The organism is Bradyrhizobium sp. USDA 4474 (genome assembly GCF_054057515.1).
The window spans coordinates 2,395,943-2,418,188 of the sequence record NZ_JBSRZJ010000002.1; the positions used below are offsets into that span (position 1 = coordinate 2,395,943).

A 22,246-nucleotide genomic window follows, 5' to 3' on the forward strand; every position below is an offset into this window, starting at 1 on the left:
CAAGCCCGGGCATGACGACCTCAGCCGGTGGCCCCGCCGAGCTTGGCCTCCAGCGCCGCGATGCGTGCCTTCAGGGTCTCGTTCTCCTCGCGCGCCAGGCGGGCCATGTCCTTGACCGCCTCGAACTCCTCGCGCTTGACCAGGTCCATGTCGCGCAGGAATTTTTCAGCCTGGTTGCGCATGACAGTGTCGAACTCGCGCTTGACGCCCTGAGCCGCACCGGCGGCATCGTTCATCATGCGGCCGATCTCGTCGAAAAACCGGTTGGTGGTCTGGGTCATGTCGGTCTCCTGTATCGGTCGCTTATCGATCTGGTGGCGGCCCCGATAAACTTTGCGCGAACACGTGGAAAGACAATGGCAATCCGCGGTGACAGGTTCAAGGGCCGCGCCGCGGTATCCTTGTCATGCCCCGGTTTCCTTGCAATCGTATTCAACGTCCCGGCATAACGGGAATCACAACGCGGAACGCAAGACATGATCGAGCAGCAGATCGCAATCCCCACCAGGGACGGCCACACCGCGACCTTCATCGTCCATCCCGAACGCGGCGGACCGTTCCCGGTGATCCTGTTCTATATGGACGCGCCGGCGATCCGCGAAGAGCTGCGCGACATGGCCCGCCGGCTCGCGACCTCCGGCTATTACGTGATGCTGCCGAACCTCTATTACCGCTCGGGCGTGATGGAGCTCGGCGCGCTGCCGGCCGACCCGGACGCGCCGGAGCGCAAGCGCATGTTCGCGCTGATGGGCTCACTGACCATTCCCATGATCATGGACGACACGCGCGCGCTGCTCACCTATGCCGAGGGTCAGACGGCTGCGAACAGCAAAATTGTCGGCACCGTCGGTTACTGCATGAGCGGACGCTACGCCATCAACGCCGCCACGCACTTCCCTGAAAGCGTCAAGGCCGCCGCCTCGATCTACGGTGTGCAGCTCGCGACCGACCAGGATGACAGCCCGCATCTCGCGGCCAGCAAGACCAAGGCTGAGCTGTATTTCGCCTGCGCCGAGACCGATATCTACGCGCCGCCGGAGATTATCGAGAAGGTCAAGCAGGGCATGAGCGGCGCGAAAGCCGAGGTCGAGGTCTATCCCGGCACGCATCACGGCTTTGCCTTCCCCAAGCGCCCGGTCTATGACCGCGACGCCGCCGAGCGGCATTGGGAGCGGCTGCTGGCGCTCTATCGCCGCAATCTCGTCCAGCAATAGCAGGCGCGATGCCCCCTCTGCTCATCGACTTCCCGTCCTTCAACCCGATCGCGGTCGCGATCGGGCCGTTCGCGATCCGCTGGTACGCGCTCGGCTATATCTGCGGGATCACGTTCGGCTGGCTGTATGCACGTTCACTGATCAAGAAGGACAGGCTATGGGCCGGCGCATCGCCGATCAGCCTGACGCAGATCGACGATTTCATCCTGTGGGTGACGCTCGGCATCATTCTCGGCGGCCGCACCGGTTACGTGCTGTTCTACAATCTGCCGTTCTTCACCGAGCATCCGGCGGCCATCTTCAAATTGTGGGAAGGCGGCATGTCGTTCCACGGCGGCTTTCTCGGCTGCGTCGTGGCGGTGATATGGTTCGCCCGGAAGAATGGCATCTCGATCCTGTCGCTCGGCGACATCACCTGCGGCGTTGCGCCGATCGGAATTTTCCTGGTGCGACTGACCAACTTCATCAACGGGGAGCTGTGGGGCCGCGCAGCCGACCCGAGTCTGCCCTGGGCCATGGTCTTTCCGACCGGCGGTGATGTGCCGCGCCATCCGAGCCAGCTTTACGAAGCGGGAATGGAGGGCGTCCTGCTGTTCGTCGTGCTCGCGGTGATGATCCGAAGGGGGGCCTTGAAGCGTCCCGGCATGATCCTCGGTGCCTTCATCCTGGTCTATGGCCTGGCGCGGATCATCGGCGAGCATTTCCGCGAGCCCGACGTTCAGCTCGGTTATCTCTGGGGCGGATTAACCATGGGTATGCTGTTGTCGATCCCGATGCTTATTGTCGGCAGCATACTTATTGTATTGGCTCTCAGGCGCGGCGCGCCGAGGGCCACCGAAGCCGTTCGTTAATTCATTTCGAGAAGACACGTGACCGAACAGCCCCTGCTCAACGAGATCAAGGCATTGATCAAATCGTCAGGCCCCATGCCGGTCTGGCGATACATGGAAGCGTGCCTGATGCATCCGCGCTACGGCTATTACGTCTCGCGCGATCCGCTCGGGCGCGAAGGCGACTTCACCACTTCGCCCGAAGTCAGTCAGATGTTCGGCGAACTGCTGGGGTTGTGGACGGCCTCGGTCTGGAAACAGATGGGCTCGCCGCAATCCCTGCGACTCATCGAGATCGGTCCCGGCCGCGGCACGATGATGGCCGACGCGTTGCGCGCACTGCGCGTGCTCCCACCGCTCTATCAGGGGCTCCGCATTCATCTGGTCGAGGTCAATCCGGTCCTGCGCGAGCGGCAGCAGGCGACCTTGTCGGGCGTACGCAACAATGTCTCCTGGCACGACACTATCGACGAGGTGCCTGAAGGACCGGCAGTCATTCTCGCCAACGAATATTTCGACGTGCTGCCGATCCACCAGATGGTGAAGCGCGAAGACGGCTGGCATGAGCGCGTGATCGAGATCGATCCGAACGGCAAGCTCCAGTTCGGCGCCGCATCCGAGCCGACGCCGCGCTTCGACGTGCTGCTGCCGCCCCTTGTGCGGGCGGCGCCGGTCGGCGCAGTGTTCGAATGGCGGCCCGATACGGAGATCATGAAGCTCGCCATGCGCGTGCGCGACCAGGACGGCGCGGCGCTGATCATCGACTACGGCCATCTGCGCAGCGATGCCGGCGACACTTTCCAGGCGATCGCGCGTCATAGCTTCACCGATCCGCTGAAGGCTCCCGGCCAGGCCGACGTCACCGCCCATGTCGACTTTCAGGCGCTGGCGCGGGCGGCCGAAGACGTCGGCGCGCGCGTGCACGGGCCGGTGACGCAAGGTGACTTCCTCAAGCGCATCGGTATCGACACCCGCGCGGCGGCGCTGATGCAGAAGGCGACGCCTGAAGTCGCCACCGACATTTCGGTGGCGCTGAAGCGGCTGACCGACACCGGGCGCGGCGGCATGGGCGCGATGTTCAAGGTGCTCGGCGTCTCCGAGCCGCGGCTGACGGGCCTTGCCGGCCTCAGCGATCTGGAACCGGGCGGAGGCAATTGATGACCGTCACGTCGTCGCTGCTGTCGGCGGTGCCCGGCCTGCGCCATTCCTTCTTCACGCGTGAAGGGGGCGTCTCCAGTGGGATCTATGCCGCGCTGAACGGCGGGCTCGGCTCCTACGACGATCAGGCCCTGGTTGCAGAGAACCGCCGCCGTATGGCCGAGCATGTCGGCGTCGCAGCCGACCGCTTCCTCAGCCTGCACCAGATCCACTCCCCCGACGTGCTCGTTGCCGACGCGCCATGGCCGAGCGGACCGCGGCCGAAGGGTGATGCGCTGGTGACACGAACGCCGGGCATCGCGCTCGGCGTCTCCACCGCCGATTGCGGCCCGGTGCTGTTCGTCGACCCCGATGCCCGCGTGATCGGCGGCGCACATGCCGGCTGGAAAGGCGCGCTGACCGGCGTGCTCGAGTCCACGATTGCGACGATGGAGAAACTCGGCGCCTCGCGCAGCGGCATCATCGCCGCGATCGGTCCCTTGATCCGGCAGGACAGCTATGAGGTCGGCAACGAGTTCGTTGAACGCTTCATCGAGGCGGATGCCGAGAATGCTGCATTCTTCATCCCGTCGGTGCGCGAGGGCCACGCGATGTTCGATCTCGCCGGCTTCATCCGCAGGCGGCTGGAAGCCGCCGGCATTCTGATGATCGACGACCTCGGTCTCGATACCTACGCGGACGAACGCTTCTTCAGCTATCGCCGTTCGGTGCATCGCAAAGAGTCGGACTACGGCCGCCACGTCCACGCGATCGCGCTGGAAGGGTGAACACAAGAGCAACACACTGTGTCATTCCGGTGCTCGCGAAGCGAGAACCCGGAATCCACGCTCAGCAGTTGACGCGGCGAAACGGATTCCAGGCTCGCGCCGAGAGGCGCGCCGGGGAATGACAGTGGTCTGTGGCGCCTCTGCCCTAGACCTTAATCGATTTTAACGATATCGCTGCCCCCAATGAGGGAAGCGTCATCCAACTTGCGCCATGCGGGCTCGCGCGTGCTGGCGGTCGTGCTGCTGACGGCAGCGACTGTGCTGGCCGGCTGTGCCGGCGGCAACGCGCCCGCCAACTCCTACGCGATGGCGACGCCGAGCGCCGGCTCCGGCGCGACGGTGGCATTCGAGTCCATTGACGGACCGCCGCCGCAGGTGTTCGACCGCATGGTCGGCGTGCTCGACAGCGAATCCAAGCTGCGCAGTCTCTCGATCGTTTCCCGCGAGGGGACGGCCGCCTACCACGTGCGCAGCTACCTCTCCGCCCAGGTGGTGCGCGGCAGGACCGTGATCGCCTGGGTCTGGGACGTCTACGACGCCAACCAGCAGCGTGCGCTACGGCTGTCCGGCGAGGAACCAACCACAGCCAAGGGCGGCCGCGACCCCTGGCAGGCTGCCGACGATCTGGTGCTGCGGAAGATCGCCCAAGCCGGATTCAGCGGACTTTCCAATATGATCAATGGTGCGCCGACCGATGCGCCAGGTTCGGTTCCGGACCTGCGCGGACCTGCCGTGGCCAGCGTCACGCCGGAGGCTGCGGCGCCGGCGATGCCGGCCGGAGCGCTCAGTTATGCCCAGCAATAACCACCGCTAAACCACGGGCCCGGTTTACCGCCAAGCTGTTGGCCCGACTCAGGGTTTTCAGAGGGAAAACGTAGCATCCCGGGTTGCCATTGCGGCCTCTCGCCTGATATTTCCTCGCCCGTCGTAACCGTGCTGCCAGTGGGTATTTTCTGATGTTGAACGTCGTATCCAGCAAAGCGCGGGAGGAAGCGTCCATGTCGGCCAAGAACGGCTCCATCAAGCTTGTCGCCGGCAACTCCAATCCGGCTCTCGCGCTAGCCATCGCGCAGGGCCTCGATGTGCCGCTGACCAAAGCGGTGGTGCGGCGCTTCGCCGACATGGAGATCTTCGTCGAGGTCCAGGAGAACATCCGCGGCTCGGATGCCTTCATCATCCAGTCGACCTCGTTTCCGGCGAACGACAATCTGATGGAGCTACTGATCATCACCGACGCGCTGCGCCGCTCATCGGCGCGCCGCATCACCGCCGTGATCCCCTATTTCGGCTATGCCAGGCAGGACCGCCGCTCCGGCTCGCGCACGCCAATCTCGGCCAAGCTCGTTGCCAATCTGATCACCCATGCCGGCGTCGACCGCGTCATGACGCTCGACCTGCACGCCGGACAGATCCAGGGCTTCTTCGATATCCCGACCGACAATTTGTTCGCCGCGCCCGTGATGGTGCGTGACATCCGCGAACGTTTCGACCTCGGCAAGGTGATGGTGGTCTCGCCCGACGTCGGCGGCGTGGCCCGCGCCCGCGGCCTCGCCAAGCGCATCAACACCCCGCTCGCGATCGTCGACAAACGCCGCGAACGACCGGGTGAGTCGGAGGTCATGAACGTGATCGGCGACGTCTCCGGCTACAGTTGCATCCTGGTCGACGACATCGTCGATTCCGGCGGCACGCTGGTGAACGCAGCCGATGCGCTGATCGCCAAGGGCGCCAAGGAGGTCTACGCCTACATCACCCACGGCGTGCTCTCCGGCGGCGCGGCCGCCCGCATCGCCGGTTCGAAGCTGAAAGAGCTCGTCATCACCGATTCGATCCTGGCCACGGAAGCGGTGACCAAGGCGCCGAACATCCGCACGCTGCCGATCGCCAGCCTGATCTCCGACGCCATCGCGCGCACCGCGGCGGAAGAGTCGGTCTCGAGCCTGTTCGACTGATCACGCTGACTTCGTAGGGTGGGTCAGGCGTGGAGATGCGCAAAGCGCATCTGCTCGGCGTAACCCAGCCTACGGCATCGAACCCTGGCGCGCCGCCCCTACGGGTTGTTGCCGGTGGCTACCCATGACATCATCGTGACATTGAGTCATCCCCTCTGGATACCTGATGCCGCGCCGGAAACTCGCTTGGGAAAAGCTGTCGGATGACGAGCTGCTCAAGCAGCGCCTCTCCAGCCTGAAAGTTAAGGTCGAAGGCACCTGGCTCGCGGATTGCGTCGCCGCGCTGCACGAGGAGATGGAAGAGCGCGGCATCCGGCTGCGGCCGCATACATGGATATCGAGCGAATGGTTCAGCCCGGGTGACGTGCCCGGAATCGCGATTCCGTTCTATCTCGCCCATCCGCGCCTGATGAAGCTCGAGAAGAAGATGATGTTCGACGTCGAGGGCGGCACCTGGCGCGAGTGCATGGCCATCCTTCGTCACGAGGCCGGCCATGCCGTGCAGCACGGCTTCCAGTTGCAGCGCCGGCGGCGCTGGCAGCAGCTGTTCGGACCGTCTTCGAAGCACTATCCACGCTATTACCGGCCCAACCCGGCGAGCCGGCGTTACGTCCAGCACCTCAGGCTCTGGTACGCGCAGAGCCACCCGGACGAGGATTTCGCCGAAACGTTTGCGGTGTGGTTGCGACCGCGCTCGAACTGGCGGACGCGATATGCCGGCTGGCCGGCGCTGAGAAAGCTTGAATATGTCGACGAGCTGATGGGCGAGATCGCGGGAAAGCGACCTGTCATCACCACGCGAGAACGCGTCGATCCGTTGGGCCAGCTCAGCCAGACGCTGGAAGACCACTACAAGAAGAAGCAGGCCTTCTACGCCTTCACGCCGCCGAAGACCTACGATCGCGACCTGTCCCGGCTGTTTTCCGCCGATCCACGGCATCATCGGTCCCGGCCCGCATCGAGCCTGATCCGGCGGCACCGTGGCCGGATCAGGCAATTGGTCGCGCGATGGACCGGCGAGAACCAGCTCACCCTCGATGCCGTGCTCGACGACATGATCTCCCGCTGCCGCGAGCTCGACTTGCGCGCGGTGGGCCCCGAACAGAAGCTCGTTCTCGATTTCACCGTCCTCGTGACCGCCAAGACGATGCACGCACTGTTCGGCCCGTCTCGGCGCAAATGGATCGCGCTATGAGACGACTCCGCATTCTCGTGCTGATGCATCCGGACTTCGTGCCCCCGGACTCCTCCGACGGCTACACGGCGCGGGAGATCAACAACTGGAAAACGGAATACGACGTCGTCAGCACCTTGCGCGCGGCCGGCCATGAGGTCCGCGCACTCGGCGCGCAGGAGGAAATCAGGCCGGTCCGCGAAGCAATCGAGGAGTTCAAGCCGCACGTGGTGTTCACGCTGCTGGAAGAATTCCACTACAACGTCGCCTACGATCAGCACATCGCCAGCTATCTCGAGCTGATGAAGGTCCCCTATACCGGGTGCAACCCGCGTGGCCTGATCCTGGCGCGCGGCAAGGACCTGTCCAAGACGCTGGTCCATCACCGCCGGATCGCGGTCCCGGCCTTCGCCGTTTTCCCGATGCGGCGCAAGGTCAAGCGGCCAAAGCATCTTGCGTTGCCGCTGATCGTCAAGAGCCTCAACATGGATGGATCTGCCGGCATCTCGCAGGCCTCCATCGTCGATACCGACGAAAAGCTCGCGGAGCGCGTCGCCTTCATCCATGATCGGAGCGAAACGGCCGCCATCGCCGAACAGTTCATCGAAGGCCGCGAGCTCTATGTCGGCGTGCTCGGCAACAACCGGCTGCGCGTGCTGCCGGTCTGGGAATTGAAGTTCGGCAGCATGGGCGGGCGCAGTTCACGCCATATCGCCACCGAAAAAGCCAAGCACGACACCGACTATCAGGAGCGCGTCGGCATCGTCGACGGACCGGCGAAGGATCTCGCGCCCGAAGTCACCGCGCGCATCCAGCGTGCCGCGAAACGCATCTACCGGGCGCTTGGCCTCGACGGCTACGCGCGCATCGATTTCCGCCTCGCTGCCGACGGCACGCCGTATTTCATCGAAGCCAACCCCAACCCCGAGATCGCCAAGAGCCAGGAGTTTGCCACAGCGGCTCAACATGACGGGCTGAAATACAAGGAGCTGCTACATCGAATCCTGACCCTCGGGATCAGCCGCGCCAAGGCCGGGGTGTCGCTGGGGTGAGCTACGCGCTCCTCAGGAAGAGGAGCGCGAGTCTTTGCGACCGCTATACAATCCCCGCCGCGACCTGGCCGCGCAGCCGCTCCAGGCCGTGCAACGTCTCCGCACAGGCGGCTGCGACCTCGATGCCCTTGATCGTGAAGTGCCTGCGGAAGAAATCGTAGTGCACCTCGGTCTCGTGGAATTGCTGCGGCGTCAGCACGGCGGAGAACACCGGCACCTCGGTGCGCAGCTGCACGTCCATCAGCGCCTTGATCACGGTGTCGGCGACGAACTCGTGACGATAGATGCCGCCGTCAACGACCAGGCCCGCTGCGACGATGGCGGTGTAGCGCCGCGTCTTGGCGAGGACCTGCGCATGCAGCGGGATCTCGAACGAGCCCGGCACCTCGAACACGTCGACGTGGGTGAGATGGCGTGCCTCGGCCTCCTTCAAGAAGGCAATGCGGGCTTCCGCGACCACGTCGCGGTGCCAGCAGGCCTGCACGAAGGCCACCCGCTGTGGTTTTGCGAAGCGGGGATGCTCGGTCACTGGAACCGGCGGTTGTGCTTGGGAGGTTTCGGTTTGGGGATCTTGCAGCATCTGATTCATGGCTTTCCTCTTCAGGACCAGAATCAGGGCACACGGAACGACAGACAGCCGCATCCTGCGATGCGTCTGCCACCGACCGTTCTCTTTCATCCGGACTTTAACCGTCGGCTTCGGAGTTGCACCGAATCTGCTGACCCTTCCCCTCAGCCAAAACCTTGGGGAAGGCGCTCGCGGGCTTGGGCCTTTCGGCCCTTACCGCCGGTGGGGACTTTCACCCCGCCCTGAGAACATCGGCCGTTCGGGATGAACGACCTGACCGGAAATATGACGCCGGTCCGCGGCCACAGCAAGCCTGTTCCGCCCCAAAAAGCCGCATGGTCCCATTCCGCTGGAGCGAGACGGCCCCCGCAGGGCGGAATTAACGATTGAGCCGGCGGCCGGCTCGATCCGATTCCGGTTTGTTCTCAAATTAATAATTGTGTCCGAGATGAGCTGTGGACGAACGAGTCCTGGCTTGTGGACGGACTCGCGACCCAGTTGCGCAGATTCCGCAAATCACATCAGTTGATCCGCGACAAGCCCGCGCTGGTCCGAGGATCGCTGAAAGCGACTCCGAAGAGATTGCCCTTAACCAGGTTAAGGAAGCGCGCGCCGGACCAACCGCGTGCGTATCTAAAGACAACAAGAAGGCAAGAGGTCGAGACGGCATGTCCCTGCTCGAAGGCACTATCGATTCCAAAAGCCATCCCCTCGCGGTGGTCGAGGATATCGCTGCCAGCAACAACTGGCCGTTCGAACGCTCCGGCGAAGACGAACTGACCATTGTCTCGAAGGGACAATGGACCGACTACCAGATCTCTTTCACGTGGATGGGCGAGATCGAAGCGCTGCATCTGGCCTGCGCATTCGACATGAAGATTCCGGTCGCGCGGCGCGGCGAGGTGCAGCGATTGGTTGCGGCCGTCAACGAGCAATTGTGGATCGGCCATTTCGACCTCTGGACCAACACCGGCATGATCATGCACCGTCAGGCGCTGGTGCTGCCCGGCGGTCTCACGGCCTCGGCCGCGCAATGCGAAGCCATGCTCGCCGGCGCCATCCATGCCTGCGAACGCTACTTCCCGGCGTTCCAGTTCGTGGTGTGGGCGGGCAAGACCACGGCGCAGGCCATGGACGCGGCGATGTTCGATACGGTGGGCGAGGCGTAAGGCCCGCGTCCGATACGGCGGGGGACGGACAGCTTCCTCTCACCCGTCGTCCTGGCGAAAGCCAGGAGCGATACCGCGAGGTCTCTCGGTCGCCCGCGATGCTTGTTGCTCCGGCCGCCATCCACTAGAACCTCCTCGGGGTCATGCGCCCTGGCTTTCGCCAGGACGGCTGATTTGGCGGCAGCGATGGCAAACAACACACTCCAAGACATCACCGGCACCATCCTGCTCGCCGGCGCCGGCAAGATGGGCGGCGCGATGCTGACCGGCTGGCTGGCGGGCGGGCTCGATCCACGGCGCGTTGCGGTGATCGATCCGCACGTTTCGCCCGGGATCACCGCGCTGGCTGCCAAGGGCGTTGCGGTCAATCCCGACATGAAGACAGCAGGCATCGTCGAGACCATGGTCGTCGCGGTGAAGCCGCAAATGTTCCGCGAGGCCGGCGCCGGGCTGAAATCGTTTGTTTCGGAGAAGACCTGCGTCGTCTCGATCATGGCGGGAACCACGATCGCTTCGCTCGAGGAGGTCTGCGGCGGGGCGGTCGTGCGCGCAATGCCGAACACGCCGGCCGCGATCGGGCGCGGCATCACGGTGGCCGTCGCCGCGAAGAATGTCAGCACCTCACAGCGCAGGGTGGCCGATGCGTTGCTGCGCGCCACCGGCTCGGTCGAATGGGTCGAGGATGAAGGCCTGATGGATGCGGTGACCGCCGTGTCCGGTTCGGGGCCGGCCTATGTATTCCTGCTCGCCGAAGAGCTCGCGCGTGCCGGCGTCGAGGCGGGATTGCCCGAAGCGCTCGCGACCAAGCTCGCGCGCGAAACCGTGGCGGGCTCCGGTGAGCTGCTGCATCAGTCGGACCTTCCCTCCAGCACCTTGCGCCAGAACGTCACCTCGCCCGGCGGCACCACCGCGGCGGCCCTCGGCGTCCTGATGGGCGAGCCGGGCCTGCGCGACCTCATGATCCGCGCGATTGCGGCAGCGACGAAGCGATCGAGGGAACTGGCGAAGTAGAGATTACGCGCCGAGCCGCTTGTTGAACATCTCGACATTCACAAGCCCGCGCGCGTGACGGCCCTCGCCGAGCTTGCGCGCGCCCTCGAACGCTTCAACGTCGAAGCGGATGACCCGGCGCTCGACGGCGATCACTTTCGCGGTGGTCCGGACCGTGGCGCCGACGAGGGCGGCCGCGACATGGCGGATGTCGACTTCGGTGCCGACGGTGACCCAGCCCGCCTGAAGCGCAGGGCGGATCGCATCGCCCGCCGTCATCTCCATCTCCAGGATCATCATCGGGGTCGCATAGACCATCGGCATATCAGGCACGAAATGCCCGACCGTGCGTTCCACCGGGACCACCAGCGTGCGCTCGGCGCTCATGCCGACCTTGATGAAATCACGTGCGTCCATGGTGCTCGCTCGTCGTTCCGGGGCGCGCGACGCGCGAACCCGGAACCAGAAATTGCGGATCGAGATTCCGGGTTCAGCCCTCGCGGGCTGCCCCGGAATGAGGCTAACGCGTCACTTCTTCGCAGCCGCCGCGCGTTCCACGAAGGTCTTGCCGCCCTTCATCTTGTGGCGGAGCGGGGCTTCGTTGATCTGGATGACGACGGCATCGGCGTCGACGCCGAGATTCTTCACCAGCGCCTGTGTGATGTCGCGCATCATGCCGGCCTTCTGCTCGTCGGTGCGGCCTTCGGCCATGCTGACGGTAATCTCAGGCATATCATTTCTCCTCTCGCCTCTCCGTCATGGCCGGGCTTGTCCCGGCCATCCACGGACTTCGCCATCAAACAAGACGTGGGTGCCCGGGACAAGCCCGGGCACGACGATCGAAACGAATGGCTAGCCCCAGCTCACGTCATGGCGCGCCAGCACCTCGCGCACCTTCACGACGAGGTCCGCTTCGCTGCACGAAAACTGCGCGGGGCGCGTCTCGCGCCATTCCTGGTTGGAAGCGATCGCGGCTGCGGCCTTCGCGCCCTCGACCAGATCCTTGATCTGCAGCTCGCCGCGCGCCTTTTCATCCGAGCCCTGTATGATCACGCAAGGCGAATTGCGGCGGTCGGCATATTTGAGCTGGTTGCCCATGTTCTTGGGATTGCCGAGATAGAGCTCGGCGCGAATCCCGGCCGCGCGCAAGCTCGCGACCATCTTCTGATAGTCGGCGACACGGTCGCGGTCGAACACGGTCACGACGACGGGACCGACTTCAGGGCGCGTGTCGAGCTTGCCGAGCAGCGTCAGCGCGGCCTGCAGGCGCGACACGCCGATCGAGAAGCCGGTCGCCGGCACCGGCTCGCCGCGAAAACGCGAGACGAGGCCATCATAACGACCGCCACCACCGACCGACCCGAAGCGCACAGGGCGGCCCTTCTCGTCCTTGGTCTCCAGCAGCAGTTCGACCTCGTAGACGGGGCCGGTGTAATATTCGAGGCCGCGCACGACGGACGGATCGATCTTGATGCGGTCGGCCCCGTAACCGGACGCTGTGACAAGCTTCACAATCTCTTCCAGCTCGCTCACGCCGGCCTGACCGATCTCGCTCTTGGCGAGGTAGGTTTCCGCCGCGGCGATGGCTTCTTTCCAATCCTCGCGCGGCTTGGTGACGGCGAGAACGACGTCAGCATCCGCCGCGCTGAGATCGGCACCCTTGGTGAAGTCGCCCTTGCCTTCCTCGCCACCGTCCCATCGTCCGGGGCCGAGCAGCTTGCGGACTTCATCGGCGGAAAACTTGTCGAGCTTGTCGATCGCGCGAAGCACGGTCAGGCGGCGTGCCGCATTGTCCTCACCCGCGAGCCCGATGGCCTCGAGCACGCCGTCGAGCACTTTTCGATTGTTGACCTTCACCACGTATTGGCCGCGCGCGATGCCGAGCGCTTCCATCGTGTCGGCTGCCATCATGCAGATCTCGGCATCCGCCGCCGGGGTCGCCGAGCCGACCGTGTCGGCATCGAACTGCATGAACTGGCGGAAGCGGCCGGGGCCTGGCTTCTCGTTGCGGAAGACGTAACCGACACGATAGCTGCGATAGGGCAAAACCAGGCCATCGGTGCCGTAGCGCTCGCCGACATAGCGGGCGAGCGGCGCGGTCAGGTCGTAGCGCAGCGAAATCCACTGCTCGTCATCGTCCTGGAACGAGAACACGCCCTCGTTCGGACGGTCCTGATCGGGCAGGAACTTGCCGAGCGCATCGGTGTATTCCATCGCCGGCGTCTCCACCGGCTCGAACCCGTAGAGCTCGTAGACGGCGCGGATCTTCTCGACCATCTCGCGCGTCGCCCGGATCACTGAGGGGTCGCGATCCTCAAGCCCGCGCGGCAAGCGCGCCTTCAGTTTCTGCGGTTTTTTGGGTTTTTCGGCCATGCGCGCGTTTACCAGCCGACGCGCGATGCGGCAACTGCCGGCTGATGGCCTCCCCGGATGCTGCACAGCGCGTCGCCTCCCGGCGGCGTGATGCGCTGCTGATCCGGGCTCCAGCAACCGGCATTCTGGTCCCGGCTCGCGCTTCGCGCGTCCGGGACACGAGAGATCAAATCACCTTGCGGATCCAGTTGTGGGGATCGTTGGTGCGGCCGTACTGGATGTCGACGAGCTGCTTGCGCAGGCCCATGGCGACGGGGCCGGCGGCGCCGCCCGAGATCTCGAAATCGCCGCTGACCGAGCGCACCCTGCCGATCGGCGAGATCACGGCGGCAGTGCCGCAGGCAAACGCTTCCTTGAGCCTGCCGCTCGCTGCATCCTTGCGCCACTGGTCGAGCGAATACGGCTCCTCGCGCACGGTCTTGCCGGCATCGCGGGCGAGCGCGATGATGGAGTCGCGGGTGATGCCGGGCAGGATGGTGCCGAGCGGCGGCGTCGACAGCGAGCCATCGTCGAACACGAAGAAAACGTTCATGCCGCCGAGCTCCTCGACGTAGCGGCGCTCGACCGCATCGAGGAACACGACCTGATCGCAGCCGTGCTGGATCGCTTCGGCCTGCGCGCGCAGGCTGGCCGCATAATTGCCGCCGCACTTGACGGCGCCGGTGCCGCCGACGGCCGCTCGCGTGTAATTCTCGGACACCCAGATCGAGACCGGCGCGGGGCCGCCCTTGAAATAGGAGCCGACGGGTGAGGCGATCACCGCAAAGATGTATTCGGACGACGGCTTGACGCCGAGGAAAGTCTCGCTCGCGATCATGAAGGGACGCAGATAAAGGCTGCCCTCGCCGCCCGGCATCCAGGCGCGGTCGATACGCACGACCTGCTCGACCGCCTCGATGAAGACGTCCTCGGGTATCTGAGCCATCGCCATGCGGTCGGCGGAGTCCTTGAAGCGGCGCGCATTGGCGTCGGGACGGAACAGGTTCACGCCGCCGTCGTCGCGCTTGTAGGCCTTGAGGCCTTCAAAGATTTCCTGCGCGTAGTGCAGGACCGCGCCGGCGGGATCGATCTGGAAGTTGGCACGCGCCTCGATCTTCGCCTCATACCAGCCGCCCTTGGACTGGTTGTAGCGGACCACAGCCATGTGATCGGTGAACACGCGCCCGAAGCCGGGGTCCACCAGCTTGGCGATCCTGTCCTTCTCAGGCGTCGGATTGGATGCGGGCTGGATGTCGAATTTCATGCTCATGTCCTTGCCTCCCGCTGCCGGTGGCGGCGCTGTTTCTCGCGCCCGCCTGCCCGTTTTCGGGCCCGGCTGGCTCATTAGGTTTCTGGCCGAACCTCCGCCAGCCTTGTTACGGCCGGTTTCCGTGACCAGCATGTCTTCCGAGGACATGCTTTTGCGGAAGGCGGAAGTCCAGTATGTTTTGCCGAAATGCCGCTCGACAATCGCACGGTAGATCTGCTTCGGCCGTCACCGCCTGTCGGGCACACTCCGGCCGATCCTGGAAATGCTACCCGACGCGAAACGATCTAAAATTTCGTGCGGGCCAATCGTTTTGTAACATTGAACCCAAGATACGTCAATATGCCTGACATAAATTTCGCGACTCCCTCTCAAGATACTGCCGAGCCACGGCCGGCGGCAGGCGAAGGAGGCAATTTGCGCTGGGATATCATCGAGCTGCTGTTCTTCGCCTATCGCGATTTCGTCGGCGATCCCGACCAGGAGCTGGAGGCTTTTGGCTTCGGCCGGGCCCATCACCGGGTCATGCATTTCGTCTACCGCTACCCGGGCCTCAAGGTCGCCGACCTTCTCGACGTCCTGCGCATCACAAAACAGTCGCTCGGCCGCGTGCTCAAGCAGCTGCTGGACGAGGGCTACATCGTGCAGAAGACCGGCGACAATGACCGACGCCAGCGGCTGCTCTATGCGACGCCGAAGGGCGAGGCGCTGGTGCAGAAGCTCGCCGGGCTCCAGACCACGCGGATCACCAAGGCGCTCGCCGAGATGGCGCCTGATGATGCCGAGACCGTCAAGCGCTTCCTGCGTGCCATGATCGACCGCGACGATCCGGACAAGGTGCTGGAGACGATCTTCGCCACCAATCAAGCCTCAAAGGAGTGACCGTGCCGCTCGCTGCCACGCTCGCCCGTCCGCCGGCACGACCGGCCGACGACGCCCCGCATCTGCTGCTGGTCGACGACGATCGCCGCATCCGCGATCTCCTGTCGCGCTTTCTCTCGGCCGAAGGCTATCGCGTCACCACCGCGGCCAGTGCCGGCGATGCCCGCGCGAAGCTGCTGGGACTGCATTTCGACTTGTTGATCCTCGACGTCATGATGCCCGGCGAGACCGGCTTCGATCTCGCCCGGTTCATCCGCACATCCTCCTCGGTGCCGATCGTGATGCTGACGGCGCGGCATGAGGCCGAGGCCCGTATCGAGGGCCTCCAGATCGGCGCCGACGATTACGTCGCAAAGCCGTTCGAGCCGCGCGAGCTGGCGCTGCGCATCAACAACATCCTCAAACGCGCCGCGCCGCCGGTCCAGGCCGCGGCGGTAGAGAAGATCGCGTTCGGCCCCTACGTCTATCATCTCGATCGCGGCGAATTGCGCCAGGGCGAGGAGGTCATCCATCTCACCGATCGCGAGCGCGAGATGCTGCGGATTCTCTCGGAGACGCCGGGCGAGACCGTGCCGCGCAGCGCGCTGACCGGCAACGGCAGCGTCAACGAGCGCGCCGTCGACGTCCAGATCAATCGCCTCAGGCGCAAGATCGAGACCGATCCCGCCAATCCGCTGTTCCTGCAGGCGGTGCGCGGCATCGGCTACCGGCTCGTGGCCTCGCCGTAGACCTTGAGTGAAGCAGGACCGATGAGCACGATCGATACCGGCCTGACGCTTCTGAAGAGCGCCGCCGGCCGTGTTTCGCGCGCCAACGGCTGGATGGGCAACGCATTCAAGGGCTGGATGCCGACCGGCCTCTATGCGCGCGCCCTGCTCATCATGATCGTGCCGATGGTGATCCTGCAATCGGTCGTCGCCTTCGTGTTCATGGAGCGGCACTGGAACACGGTGACGCGCCGCCTCTCGGCCGCCGTGGTGCAGGACATCGCCGCGCTGATCGACATCTACAAGGGCTATCCACAGGACAAGGACCGCGAGCAGATTCGCCGCATCGCCCTGCAGCGCCTGCAGCTCACCGTCGATTTCCTGCCGCCTGGCGACATGCCGCCGCCCGGACCAAAACCGTTCTTCTCGCTGCTCGACCAGACGCTGTCGGTGCAGCTGGGCCGCCAGATCGGACGCTCGTTCTGGATCGACACGGTCGGCCGCTCCAACCTCGTCGAGATCCGCATCCAGCTCGACGATGCCGTGATGCGCGTGTTCGCGCAGCGCAGCGCCGCGTATGCCTCGAACTCGGAGATCTTCCTGTTCTGGATGGTCGGCACGTCGTCGATCCTGCTGATCGTGTCGGTGCTGTTCCTGCGCAACCAGATCAAGCCGATCCTGCGGCTTGCGGATGCAGCGGAAAGCTTCGGCAAGGGCCGCGAGGCGCCGAACTTCAGGCCGCGCGGCGCGCGGGAAGTGCGGCGCGCGGCGGGCGCCTTCCTCGAGATGAAGTCGCGGATCGAACGCGCGATGGAGCAGCGCACCGCGATGCTCGCCGGCGTCAGCCACGATCTGCGCACCATTCTCACCCGTTTCAAGCTCGAGCTGGCGCTGATCGGCGACAACCCCGAACTCGAGGGCATGCGCAAGGACGTCGACGAGATGTCGATGATGCTGGAGGATTACCTCGCCTTTGCCCGGGGCGATTCCGGCGAGCAGTCGCAGCCGACCGACATGGTGCAGGCGCTCGAGGAGCTGCGCAGCGACGCCGAACGCCACGGCCATGCCGCGACCGTGACATTCAGCGGCCTGCCCGTGGTGACGGTGAAGCCGGCCTCGTTCAAGCGCTGCCTCGCCAACCTCGTCACCAATGCCGCGCGCTATGGCAAGGCCATCGCCATCTCCGGCCAGCGCGATCACCGCTATCTGACTGTGACGGTCGACGACGACGGCCCGGGTATCCCGGTGCATTTGCGCGAGGAAGTGTTCAAGCCGTTCCTGCGGCTCGACAATGCCCGCAACCAGGACGAAGGCGGCACGGGCTTAGGCCTCGCGATCGCCCGCGACATCGCCCGCTTGCATGGCGGCGACATCACGCTGGGCGACAGCCCGATGGGCGGATTGAGGGCGAGCGTCCGGATACCGGTGTAGCTTTCGCACCTCGCTCAGCACGAGCGAAGCCCGTCGCATCCCAGTAAGAACGCGGCGAGGAGCGCACCGGTTTTCCGGGACTACTGCTTCGGCAGCAGCGCCTTCAGCTTGTCGACGTCGCGCACGTTCATCTTGAACCCGCCGGGCATCACGATGTCGCCGGGCTTCTGGTCCGCCTTGCATGCGCCAAGCCATTTGGCCTCCAGCGTCATGGTGGTGTCGCGCCCTGCGGTACCGGCGGCACCGCCCTGCGCATGCGACGAGGTCTTCACCGTGTAGGCCGAATTGAAGTCGCCTGTGATCTCGGCGTGCGAGGTCGTGGACATGCCGGCGACGCTGCACTCGGAATCGCTGACATAGCCGGTGGCCGTCTTCTTGACGTCTTGCTTGGAGCAGACCTGCTTGGCCATCGGCGAGATGTTGTTGCTCATCTCCTTGTCGACAGCCTCATCGGTGCAATGCTGCATGGTCATTTCCGGCATCGCAGAGCCGGTCCTGACCATTTTCATTTCCCAGAGGCCTGCCTTGCGCACCGGCAGGTCGTCAGCGACGGCGCTGCCCGCCGACAGCACGAGACAAGCGACTGATCCGAGCAAAGCAAGCTTGCGCGTCATGGCAGAACTCCCGGCTGAGATGTCGAGGCTCGCCGTTCCGAAACGCCTCAGTAGAGGGTGCGGATCGGCCGATCGGCGGCGCCGTAGGGCACCCAACGACAGGCGAACGAGATGTAACCGCCCTGATAGGCCTGCACCGCGAGGAATTTCACCACCTTGCCGTACTGCGCGCAGTGATCGACCGCGACCTGGCGCGCATCGACCTGGGTCGCCATCGAATAAGCGATGATGCCGCCGGTGTCGTTGCCCTTGAAAGGCGGCACCGGGAGGATGTCGGCGCGCGCCGACTGGCTCGCCATCATACCCAAGGCAAGAAGGCCCGCGGCCGCAATGATTCGCATTCCCGTCACTCCAATTGATTGCCGGCAGTTTACGTTGCCGGCGCGGCGGTGGAAAGAACCGAAGGCCTGTCGAATGCGACGTTGTTGATCAACTCCTGCCCGAGTGTTGCCGCGCTGCACTTGACCTCCCCCGCCCTTCGCGGCACCGTCTGACCTTCGCAGATCATGCTGTCTGGATTGCCCATGCGCGCCTCGACCTCCCCGAAATCGCTTCGCTTAGCCGCCGTTCTCGGCCTCGTGTTCGGGGCGCTGTCGCTCACCGAGGCCAAGGCCGCCAATCCGCTGGAGCTGAATTTCTGGCTGAGCGGGCCGCGGTATGACGGCAATGTCGCCGAATGCGACAAGGCGCTGCCGACGATCTCGAGCCAGTTCTGGGAGAAGGAAAGCTCGTTCTGGAATTCGCCCTTGCAAATCACGGGCTTCGCCAACGTTCACGAGACCGCTTTCCGGCCCTGGGCTTCGGACAACATTCCGCGCCGCTTCTGCACCGGCGAGGCCATGCTGACTGACGGCAAGGTGCGCAGGGTGCACTTCTCGATCATCGAGGATGGCGGCTTTGCCGGATATGGTCAGGGCGTCGAATGGTGCGTGGTCGGGCTCGACCGCAACTGGGCGTACAACCCGTCCTGCCGCGCAGCCAAGCCCTGAGCCGAAGGCCCTGATTCGGGCTCATCGAGCCACCGGATCATCCGGCGCCGGAATTTTGTTCTTGAAATGTTCTCGTTGCCTGCTAGGCTTCTGCACAGTCTAGTTGAGGGGCGTCACCATGTTTCATTTTAGATTGCATTCGTTCTTCCGTCTCGTGATTTCGCTGACCGTCCCCCTGACCCTTGCCGCCGGGCTGATCTCGCTCGCCGACGGTGCAAAGGCGCAGGACAAGCGACAGAACACACCCGGTGAATTCGACTTCTACGTGCTGTCGCTGTCGTGGTCGCCGTCCTTCTGCGAGGAAGCGGCCGAGCGCGGCCGCGGCGGCGGGCGCTCCAACATTCAGTGCGAGGGACGGCCTTATTCCTTCGTGGTTCACGGGCTCTGGCCGCAATATGAGAGCGGCTTTCCGGAATATTGCCAGCGGCCGTCGCCGCGGCTGAACCGCAGCATCGTCTCTTCGATGCTCGATTTGATGCCGGCGCCAGGATTGATCTTCAATGAATGGGACAAGCACGGCACCTGCTCCGGGCTCACCGACCGCACCTATTTCGAGACCATTCGCAAGGCGCGCGCCGCGATCAAGATCCCGGCCGAATATCTCGAGCTGTCGGAGGCCAAGACGGTGGCGCCGGGCGAGGTGGAAGAAGCGTTCATCAAGGCCAATCCCGGTTTGAGCAATGCGGCCATCTCGGTCACCTGCAACCGGACGCGACTGTCCGAAGTCCGCATCTGCCTCAGCAAGGACCTGCAGTTCCGCGCCTGCGAGGAGCTCGAACGCCGCTCCTGCCGCCGCGACCAGGTGACGATGCCGCCGATCAGGGGCGGTTAGATCAGGCATTCGTGCCCCGGCGCAGCGCAGTTTCTCTTCGCCGATGCGCTGCAGAGCCGGGCCGCGCTGCATGGGAATCCCAAGCCCCTGGGGGCCGGCTCTGCGCAGCAGCGTTGCACGCTGCCACGCGTCCGGGACACTCGCGCTTGCCTCTTTGCGCAAGCCGCCGCGTGGCGTAGTGCTCTTGCATGAACTATCGCCACGCCTTTCATGCCGGGAATTTTGCCGACGTCATCAAGCACATCGTGCTGGCACGCATCCTGACCTATCTGCAGGACAAGCCAGCCGCCTTCCGCGTCATCGACACCCATGCGGGTGCCGGGCTCTATGATCTCGACAGCGACGAGGCGCGCCGCAGCGGCGAGTGGCTGACCGGCATCGCGCGACTGATGCAGGCGCGCCTCTCGAACGAGAGCGTCGCGCTGACCAAGCCGTACATGGACATCGTCCGGGCCTTCAACCCGAAGGGTGAGCTCAAGGCTTACCCGGGCTCGCCGCTGATCGCGCGCGCGCTGATGCGGCCGCAGGACCGGCTGGTGGCCTGCGAGCTCGAGCCGAAGGCGCGCAAGACGCTGATCGACGCGTTGCGGCGCGACGAACAGGCGCGCGTGGTCGATCTCGACGGCTGGATGGCGCTGCCGGCTTTCGTCCCGCCGAAGGAGCGGCGCGGGCTCGTGCTGATCGATCCGCCCTTCGAGGCCAAAGACGAGTTCCAGCGGCTGGGCGAGGCCTTCTCCACCGCTTTCGCGAAATGGCCGACCGGTATCTATGTAATCTGGTATCCCGCCAAGAGCCGGCGCGCCACCGACACGCTGGCGCAACTCGTGGCTCGCACCGCAGCTGCCGCAAAGACTCCCGGGAAATGTCTCCGCCTCGAATTCAGCGTCGCGCCGCAGGCCGACGGCGCCGCCCTCACCTCGACCGGGCTCCTGATCGTCAATCCGCCGTACACGCTGCAAAGCGAGCTCAAGACGATTCTGCCCGAGTTGGAAATGCCGCTCGGCCAAGGCGGAGCTGCCAGATTCCGATTAGAGGTACCCAAGGCGTAAATTAGGAGGTACCCACGACGTAAGGCACCGTGATCTTTGGGAAAAATATGCAGGAGCGGTAGTCAATCTGCAAAGAACCGTATTATGCTGTTTCTGTGACTGGCTTTACGTTCCGCTTCCGCGAATGGTTGCGGCGGAGTGAAGGCCCTAAGAAAGATCCGGACGGACCGATGGGTCTGCCCAAGGATGGCCAGCTCTCCCGGGCTTCGTAATGCCCGGTCATGTCGCGACGCGTGTCTGCTTGCGACGGAGGAGCAATGAGGGGGAGTTTCCCGATGGCCAATACGGGAACGGTCAAGTTCTTCAATGGCGAGCGCGGCTACGGCTTTATCAAGCCGGACGACGGCGGTCGCGACGTCTTCGTTCACATCACTGCTGTGGAGCGGGCGGGACTGAAGGACCTTGCCGAAGGACAGCGTATCACGTTCGAAGTTGAACCGGACAAGAAGGGGAAGGGCCCGAAAGCGGTCAATCTCGTGATCCTTTCGTAAGGCACCTGCTCCAACAAAGCTGGCGCAAAAAAAGTCCCGGCCGCAAGCGGCCGGGAGGTTGTGGTCCGGTATTTTCTTATTTCGCTATCAGAAGTGATAGTTGACGCCTGCGCGCACGATGCTGGCGCTGTAGCCGTTTGACACGCCTGTAATTGCGAACTGGCTGGTCGACAGATCGACATAGAGATATTCGAGCTTCGCGCTCCAGTTCGGCGCGAGGCCAACTTCCGCGCCGACCCCGGCAGTCCAGCCGGCCGTCGTGTGCGACTCCGTCCAGCCGAAGGTCTGCGCGCGCAGCTCGCCGAAGGCGAGACCGGCAGTGCCGTAGACCAGCACGTTGCTGAAGGCATAGCCCGCGCGTCCGCGCAGCGTGCCGAACCAGGGATTGGAAAACTTCCACGGTGCGAAGGTATCATCGGCACCGGCGGCCTGGATGTCGCCCTCGACGCCAAACACCCACGGGCCGTTCTGGAAATTGTAGCCGGCCTGCACCCCACCGACGAATCCGGATGGCTTTGCGGGATTGTTGTCGACCGAGCCCCATTCATAGCCGAGATTGGCGCCGAGATACGGGCCGGCCCAGCTATATGCGTTGAGTGGCTGATTGACGGTATAGGGCGCACGCTGCCCGTAACTGAGATCGGCGGCCGCGGCCGAAGCTGTCCAGCCGGCTGCAACCAATGCGGCTGCGCCCACAATGAGCCCCTTCATCACACACTCCAACGCAACTGCCGTAACCGGGTGCGAGGCCCGCGCCG

Annotated in this window: 27 protein-coding genes and 1 riboswitch; of the genes, 17 read left to right on the plus strand and 10 right to left on the minus strand. The window is 64.4% G+C overall.

Going from position 1 to position 22,246, the window contains the following annotated elements:
- Window positions 1–20 precede the first annotated feature (20 nt).
- Window positions 21–281, minus strand: coding sequence for an accessory factor UbiK family protein (locus ACVW16_RS13110; protein ID WP_456699617.1), 261 nt, complete (start codon window positions 279–281; stop codon window positions 21–23).
- Between the two features lie 195 nt (window positions 282–476).
- Here ACVW16_RS13110 and ACVW16_RS13115 point away from each other — a divergent pair, with 195 nt between their 5' ends.
- The 8 genes from ACVW16_RS13115 (at window position 477) to ACVW16_RS13150 (ending at window position 8,147) form a co-directional block, all read left to right on the plus strand.
- Window positions 477–1,214, plus strand: coding sequence for a dienelactone hydrolase family protein (locus ACVW16_RS13115; protein WP_456737289.1), 738 nt, complete (start codon window positions 477–479; stop codon window positions 1,212–1,214).
- Between the two features lie 8 nt (window positions 1,215–1,222).
- Entirely contained in the window at window positions 1,223–2,065 is an 843-nt protein-coding gene (gene lgt, locus ACVW16_RS13120) for a prolipoprotein diacylglyceryl transferase (RefSeq protein ID WP_456699619.1), read from the plus strand.
- Window positions 2,066–2,083: 18 nt separating this feature from the next.
- On the plus strand, window positions 2,084–3,202 hold the full coding sequence (locus ACVW16_RS13125) for a class I SAM-dependent methyltransferase (RefSeq protein WP_456738824.1): 1,119 nt from the start codon (window positions 2,084–2,086) through the stop codon (window positions 3,200–3,202).
- On the plus strand, window positions 3,202–3,969 hold the full coding sequence (gene pgeF, locus ACVW16_RS13130; protein ID WP_456699621.1) for a peptidoglycan editing factor PgeF: 768 nt from the start codon (window positions 3,202–3,204) through the stop codon (window positions 3,967–3,969). The genes ACVW16_RS13125 and pgeF overlap by 1 nt, the downstream gene beginning before the upstream one ends.
- Before the next feature lie 183 nt (window positions 3,970–4,152).
- On the plus strand, window positions 4,153–4,773 hold the full coding sequence (locus tag ACVW16_RS13135) for a hypothetical protein (protein WP_456699622.1): 621 nt from the start codon (window positions 4,153–4,155) through the stop codon (window positions 4,771–4,773).
- Window positions 4,774–4,967: 194 nt separating this feature from the next.
- A complete protein-coding gene (locus ACVW16_RS13140) occupies window positions 4,968–5,921 on the plus strand; it encodes a ribose-phosphate pyrophosphokinase (RefSeq protein WP_456699623.1) in 954 nt (317 codons plus the stop codon).
- Between the two features lie 166 nt (window positions 5,922–6,087).
- Complete coding sequence (locus ACVW16_RS13145; RefSeq protein WP_456737287.1) at window positions 6,088–7,116, plus strand: putative zinc-binding metallopeptidase; 1,029 nt, start codon at window positions 6,088–6,090, stop codon at window positions 7,114–7,116.
- A complete protein-coding gene (locus ACVW16_RS13150; RefSeq protein ID WP_456737286.1) occupies window positions 7,113–8,147 on the plus strand; it encodes a D-alanine--D-alanine ligase family protein in 1,035 nt (344 codons plus the stop codon). The genes ACVW16_RS13145 and ACVW16_RS13150 overlap by 4 nt, the downstream gene beginning before the upstream one ends.
- A gap of 43 nt (window positions 8,148–8,190) precedes the next feature.
- Here the strand turns inward: ACVW16_RS13150 and ACVW16_RS13155 are convergent, their stop codons facing one another.
- Window positions 8,191–8,736 carry a 6,7-dimethyl-8-ribityllumazine synthase gene (locus ACVW16_RS13155; RefSeq protein WP_456699626.1) on the minus strand — a complete coding sequence of 182 codons (546 nt, stop codon included), beginning with the start codon at window positions 8,734–8,736 and terminating at the stop codon, window positions 8,191–8,193.
- 74 nt (window positions 8,737–8,810) lie between these two features.
- Window positions 8,811–8,969, minus strand: a riboswitch (FMN riboswitch).
- A gap of 414 nt (window positions 8,970–9,383) precedes the next feature.
- Here ACVW16_RS13155 and ACVW16_RS13160 point away from each other — a divergent pair.
- Both ACVW16_RS13160 and proC read left to right on the plus strand, forming a co-directional pair.
- Window positions 9,384–9,884, plus strand: coding sequence for a YbjN domain-containing protein (locus tag ACVW16_RS13160; protein ID WP_456699627.1), 501 nt, complete (start codon window positions 9,384–9,386; stop codon window positions 9,882–9,884).
- 186 nt (window positions 9,885–10,070) lie between these two features.
- Window positions 10,071–10,895 carry a pyrroline-5-carboxylate reductase gene (proC, locus tag ACVW16_RS13165; protein WP_456737285.1) on the plus strand — a complete coding sequence of 275 codons (825 nt, stop codon included), beginning with the start codon at window positions 10,071–10,073 and terminating at the stop codon, window positions 10,893–10,895.
- A gap of 3 nt (window positions 10,896–10,898) precedes the next feature.
- Here proC and ACVW16_RS13170 read toward each other — a convergent pair whose 3' ends face one another.
- From ACVW16_RS13170 to ACVW16_RS13185, 4 genes are all read right to left on the minus strand, one after another.
- Window positions 10,899–11,291 carry a thioesterase family protein gene (locus ACVW16_RS13170; RefSeq protein WP_456737284.1) on the minus strand — a complete coding sequence of 131 codons (393 nt, stop codon included), beginning with the start codon at window positions 11,289–11,291 and terminating at the stop codon, window positions 10,899–10,901.
- Window positions 11,292–11,402: 111 nt separating this feature from the next.
- Window positions 11,403–11,606: a tautomerase family protein gene (locus ACVW16_RS13175; protein WP_008144861.1), complete on the minus strand. Its 204-nt coding sequence runs from the start codon at window positions 11,604–11,606 to the stop codon at window positions 11,403–11,405.
- Between the two features lie 120 nt (window positions 11,607–11,726).
- Window positions 11,727–13,247, minus strand: a complete 1,521-nt coding sequence (hisS, locus tag ACVW16_RS13180; protein WP_456802360.1) for a histidine--tRNA ligase — start codon at window positions 13,245–13,247, stop codon at window positions 11,727–11,729.
- A 166-nt stretch (window positions 13,248–13,413) separates the two neighbouring features.
- Complete coding sequence (locus ACVW16_RS13185; RefSeq protein WP_456737282.1) at window positions 13,414–14,496, minus strand: branched-chain amino acid aminotransferase; 1,083 nt, start codon at window positions 14,494–14,496, stop codon at window positions 13,414–13,416.
- Window positions 14,497–14,835: 339 nt separating this feature from the next.
- On the opposite strand from ACVW16_RS13185, the gene ACVW16_RS13190 reads away from it, so the two are divergent.
- The 3 genes from ACVW16_RS13190 to ACVW16_RS13200 are packed head-to-tail and all read left to right on the plus strand — an operon-like array spanning window position 14,836 to window position 17,513.
- Window positions 14,836–15,375 carry a MarR family winged helix-turn-helix transcriptional regulator gene (locus ACVW16_RS13190; protein ID WP_456699632.1) on the plus strand — a complete coding sequence of 180 codons (540 nt, stop codon included), beginning with the start codon at window positions 14,836–14,838 and terminating at the stop codon, window positions 15,373–15,375.
- The gene (locus ACVW16_RS13195; RefSeq protein ID WP_456699633.1) at window positions 15,372–16,103 is read left to right on the plus strand and encodes a response regulator; all 732 of its coding nucleotides are present in this window, start codon (window positions 15,372–15,374) and stop codon (window positions 16,101–16,103) included. The genes ACVW16_RS13190 and ACVW16_RS13195 overlap by 4 nt, the downstream gene beginning before the upstream one ends.
- A 21-nt stretch (window positions 16,104–16,124) precedes the next feature.
- Complete coding sequence (locus tag ACVW16_RS13200) at window positions 16,125–17,513, plus strand: ATP-binding protein (RefSeq protein ID WP_092230097.1); 1,389 nt, start codon at window positions 16,125–16,127, stop codon at window positions 17,511–17,513.
- Window positions 17,514–17,593: 80 nt separating this feature from the next.
- Here the strand turns inward: ACVW16_RS13200 and ACVW16_RS13205 are convergent, their stop codons facing one another.
- Genes ACVW16_RS13205 through ACVW16_RS13215 form a run of 3 tightly spaced genes read right to left on the minus strand, consistent with a single transcriptional unit; the run spans window position 17,594 to window position 18,653 of the window.
- Window positions 17,594–18,127, minus strand: a complete 534-nt coding sequence (locus ACVW16_RS13205) for a DUF3617 domain-containing protein (RefSeq protein ID WP_456699634.1) — start codon at window positions 18,125–18,127, stop codon at window positions 17,594–17,596.
- Between the two features lie 47 nt (window positions 18,128–18,174).
- The gene (locus ACVW16_RS13210; protein WP_456699635.1) at window positions 18,175–18,468 is read right to left on the minus strand and encodes a hypothetical protein; all 294 of its coding nucleotides are present in this window, start codon (window positions 18,466–18,468) and stop codon (window positions 18,175–18,177) included.
- Window positions 18,469–18,497: 29 nt separating this feature from the next.
- The gene (locus ACVW16_RS13215) at window positions 18,498–18,653 is read right to left on the minus strand and encodes a hypothetical protein (RefSeq protein WP_456802361.1); all 156 of its coding nucleotides are present in this window, start codon (window positions 18,651–18,653) and stop codon (window positions 18,498–18,500) included.
- Between ACVW16_RS13215 and ACVW16_RS13220 the strand changes: the two genes are divergently transcribed.
- From ACVW16_RS13220 to ACVW16_RS13235, 4 genes are all read left to right on the plus strand, one after another.
- The gene (locus tag ACVW16_RS13220; protein ID WP_456699636.1) at window positions 18,652–19,116 is read left to right on the plus strand and encodes a hypothetical protein; all 465 of its coding nucleotides are present in this window, start codon (window positions 18,652–18,654) and stop codon (window positions 19,114–19,116) included. The genes ACVW16_RS13215 and ACVW16_RS13220 overlap by 2 nt on opposite strands.
- Before the next feature lie 118 nt (window positions 19,117–19,234).
- Window positions 19,235–19,948 (plus strand): ribonuclease T2 family protein, encoded by a 714-nt coding sequence (locus ACVW16_RS13225; protein ID WP_456737280.1) that lies wholly within the window; start codon window positions 19,235–19,237, stop codon window positions 19,946–19,948.
- 188 nt (window positions 19,949–20,136) lie between these two features.
- Window positions 20,137–20,997, plus strand: a complete 861-nt coding sequence (locus ACVW16_RS13230) for a 23S rRNA (adenine(2030)-N(6))-methyltransferase RlmJ (RefSeq protein WP_456699638.1) — start codon at window positions 20,137–20,139, stop codon at window positions 20,995–20,997.
- 275 nt (window positions 20,998–21,272) lie between these two features.
- Entirely contained in the window at window positions 21,273–21,488 is a 216-nt protein-coding gene (locus ACVW16_RS13235; protein WP_027534220.1) for a cold-shock protein, read from the plus strand.
- 87 nt (window positions 21,489–21,575) lie between these two features.
- On the opposite strand, the gene ACVW16_RS13240 is transcribed toward ACVW16_RS13235, so the two are convergent.
- Window positions 21,576–22,199: an outer membrane protein gene (locus ACVW16_RS13240; RefSeq protein WP_456699639.1), complete on the minus strand. Its 624-nt coding sequence runs from the start codon at window positions 22,197–22,199 to the stop codon at window positions 21,576–21,578.
- Window positions 22,200–22,246 lie beyond the last annotated feature (47 nt).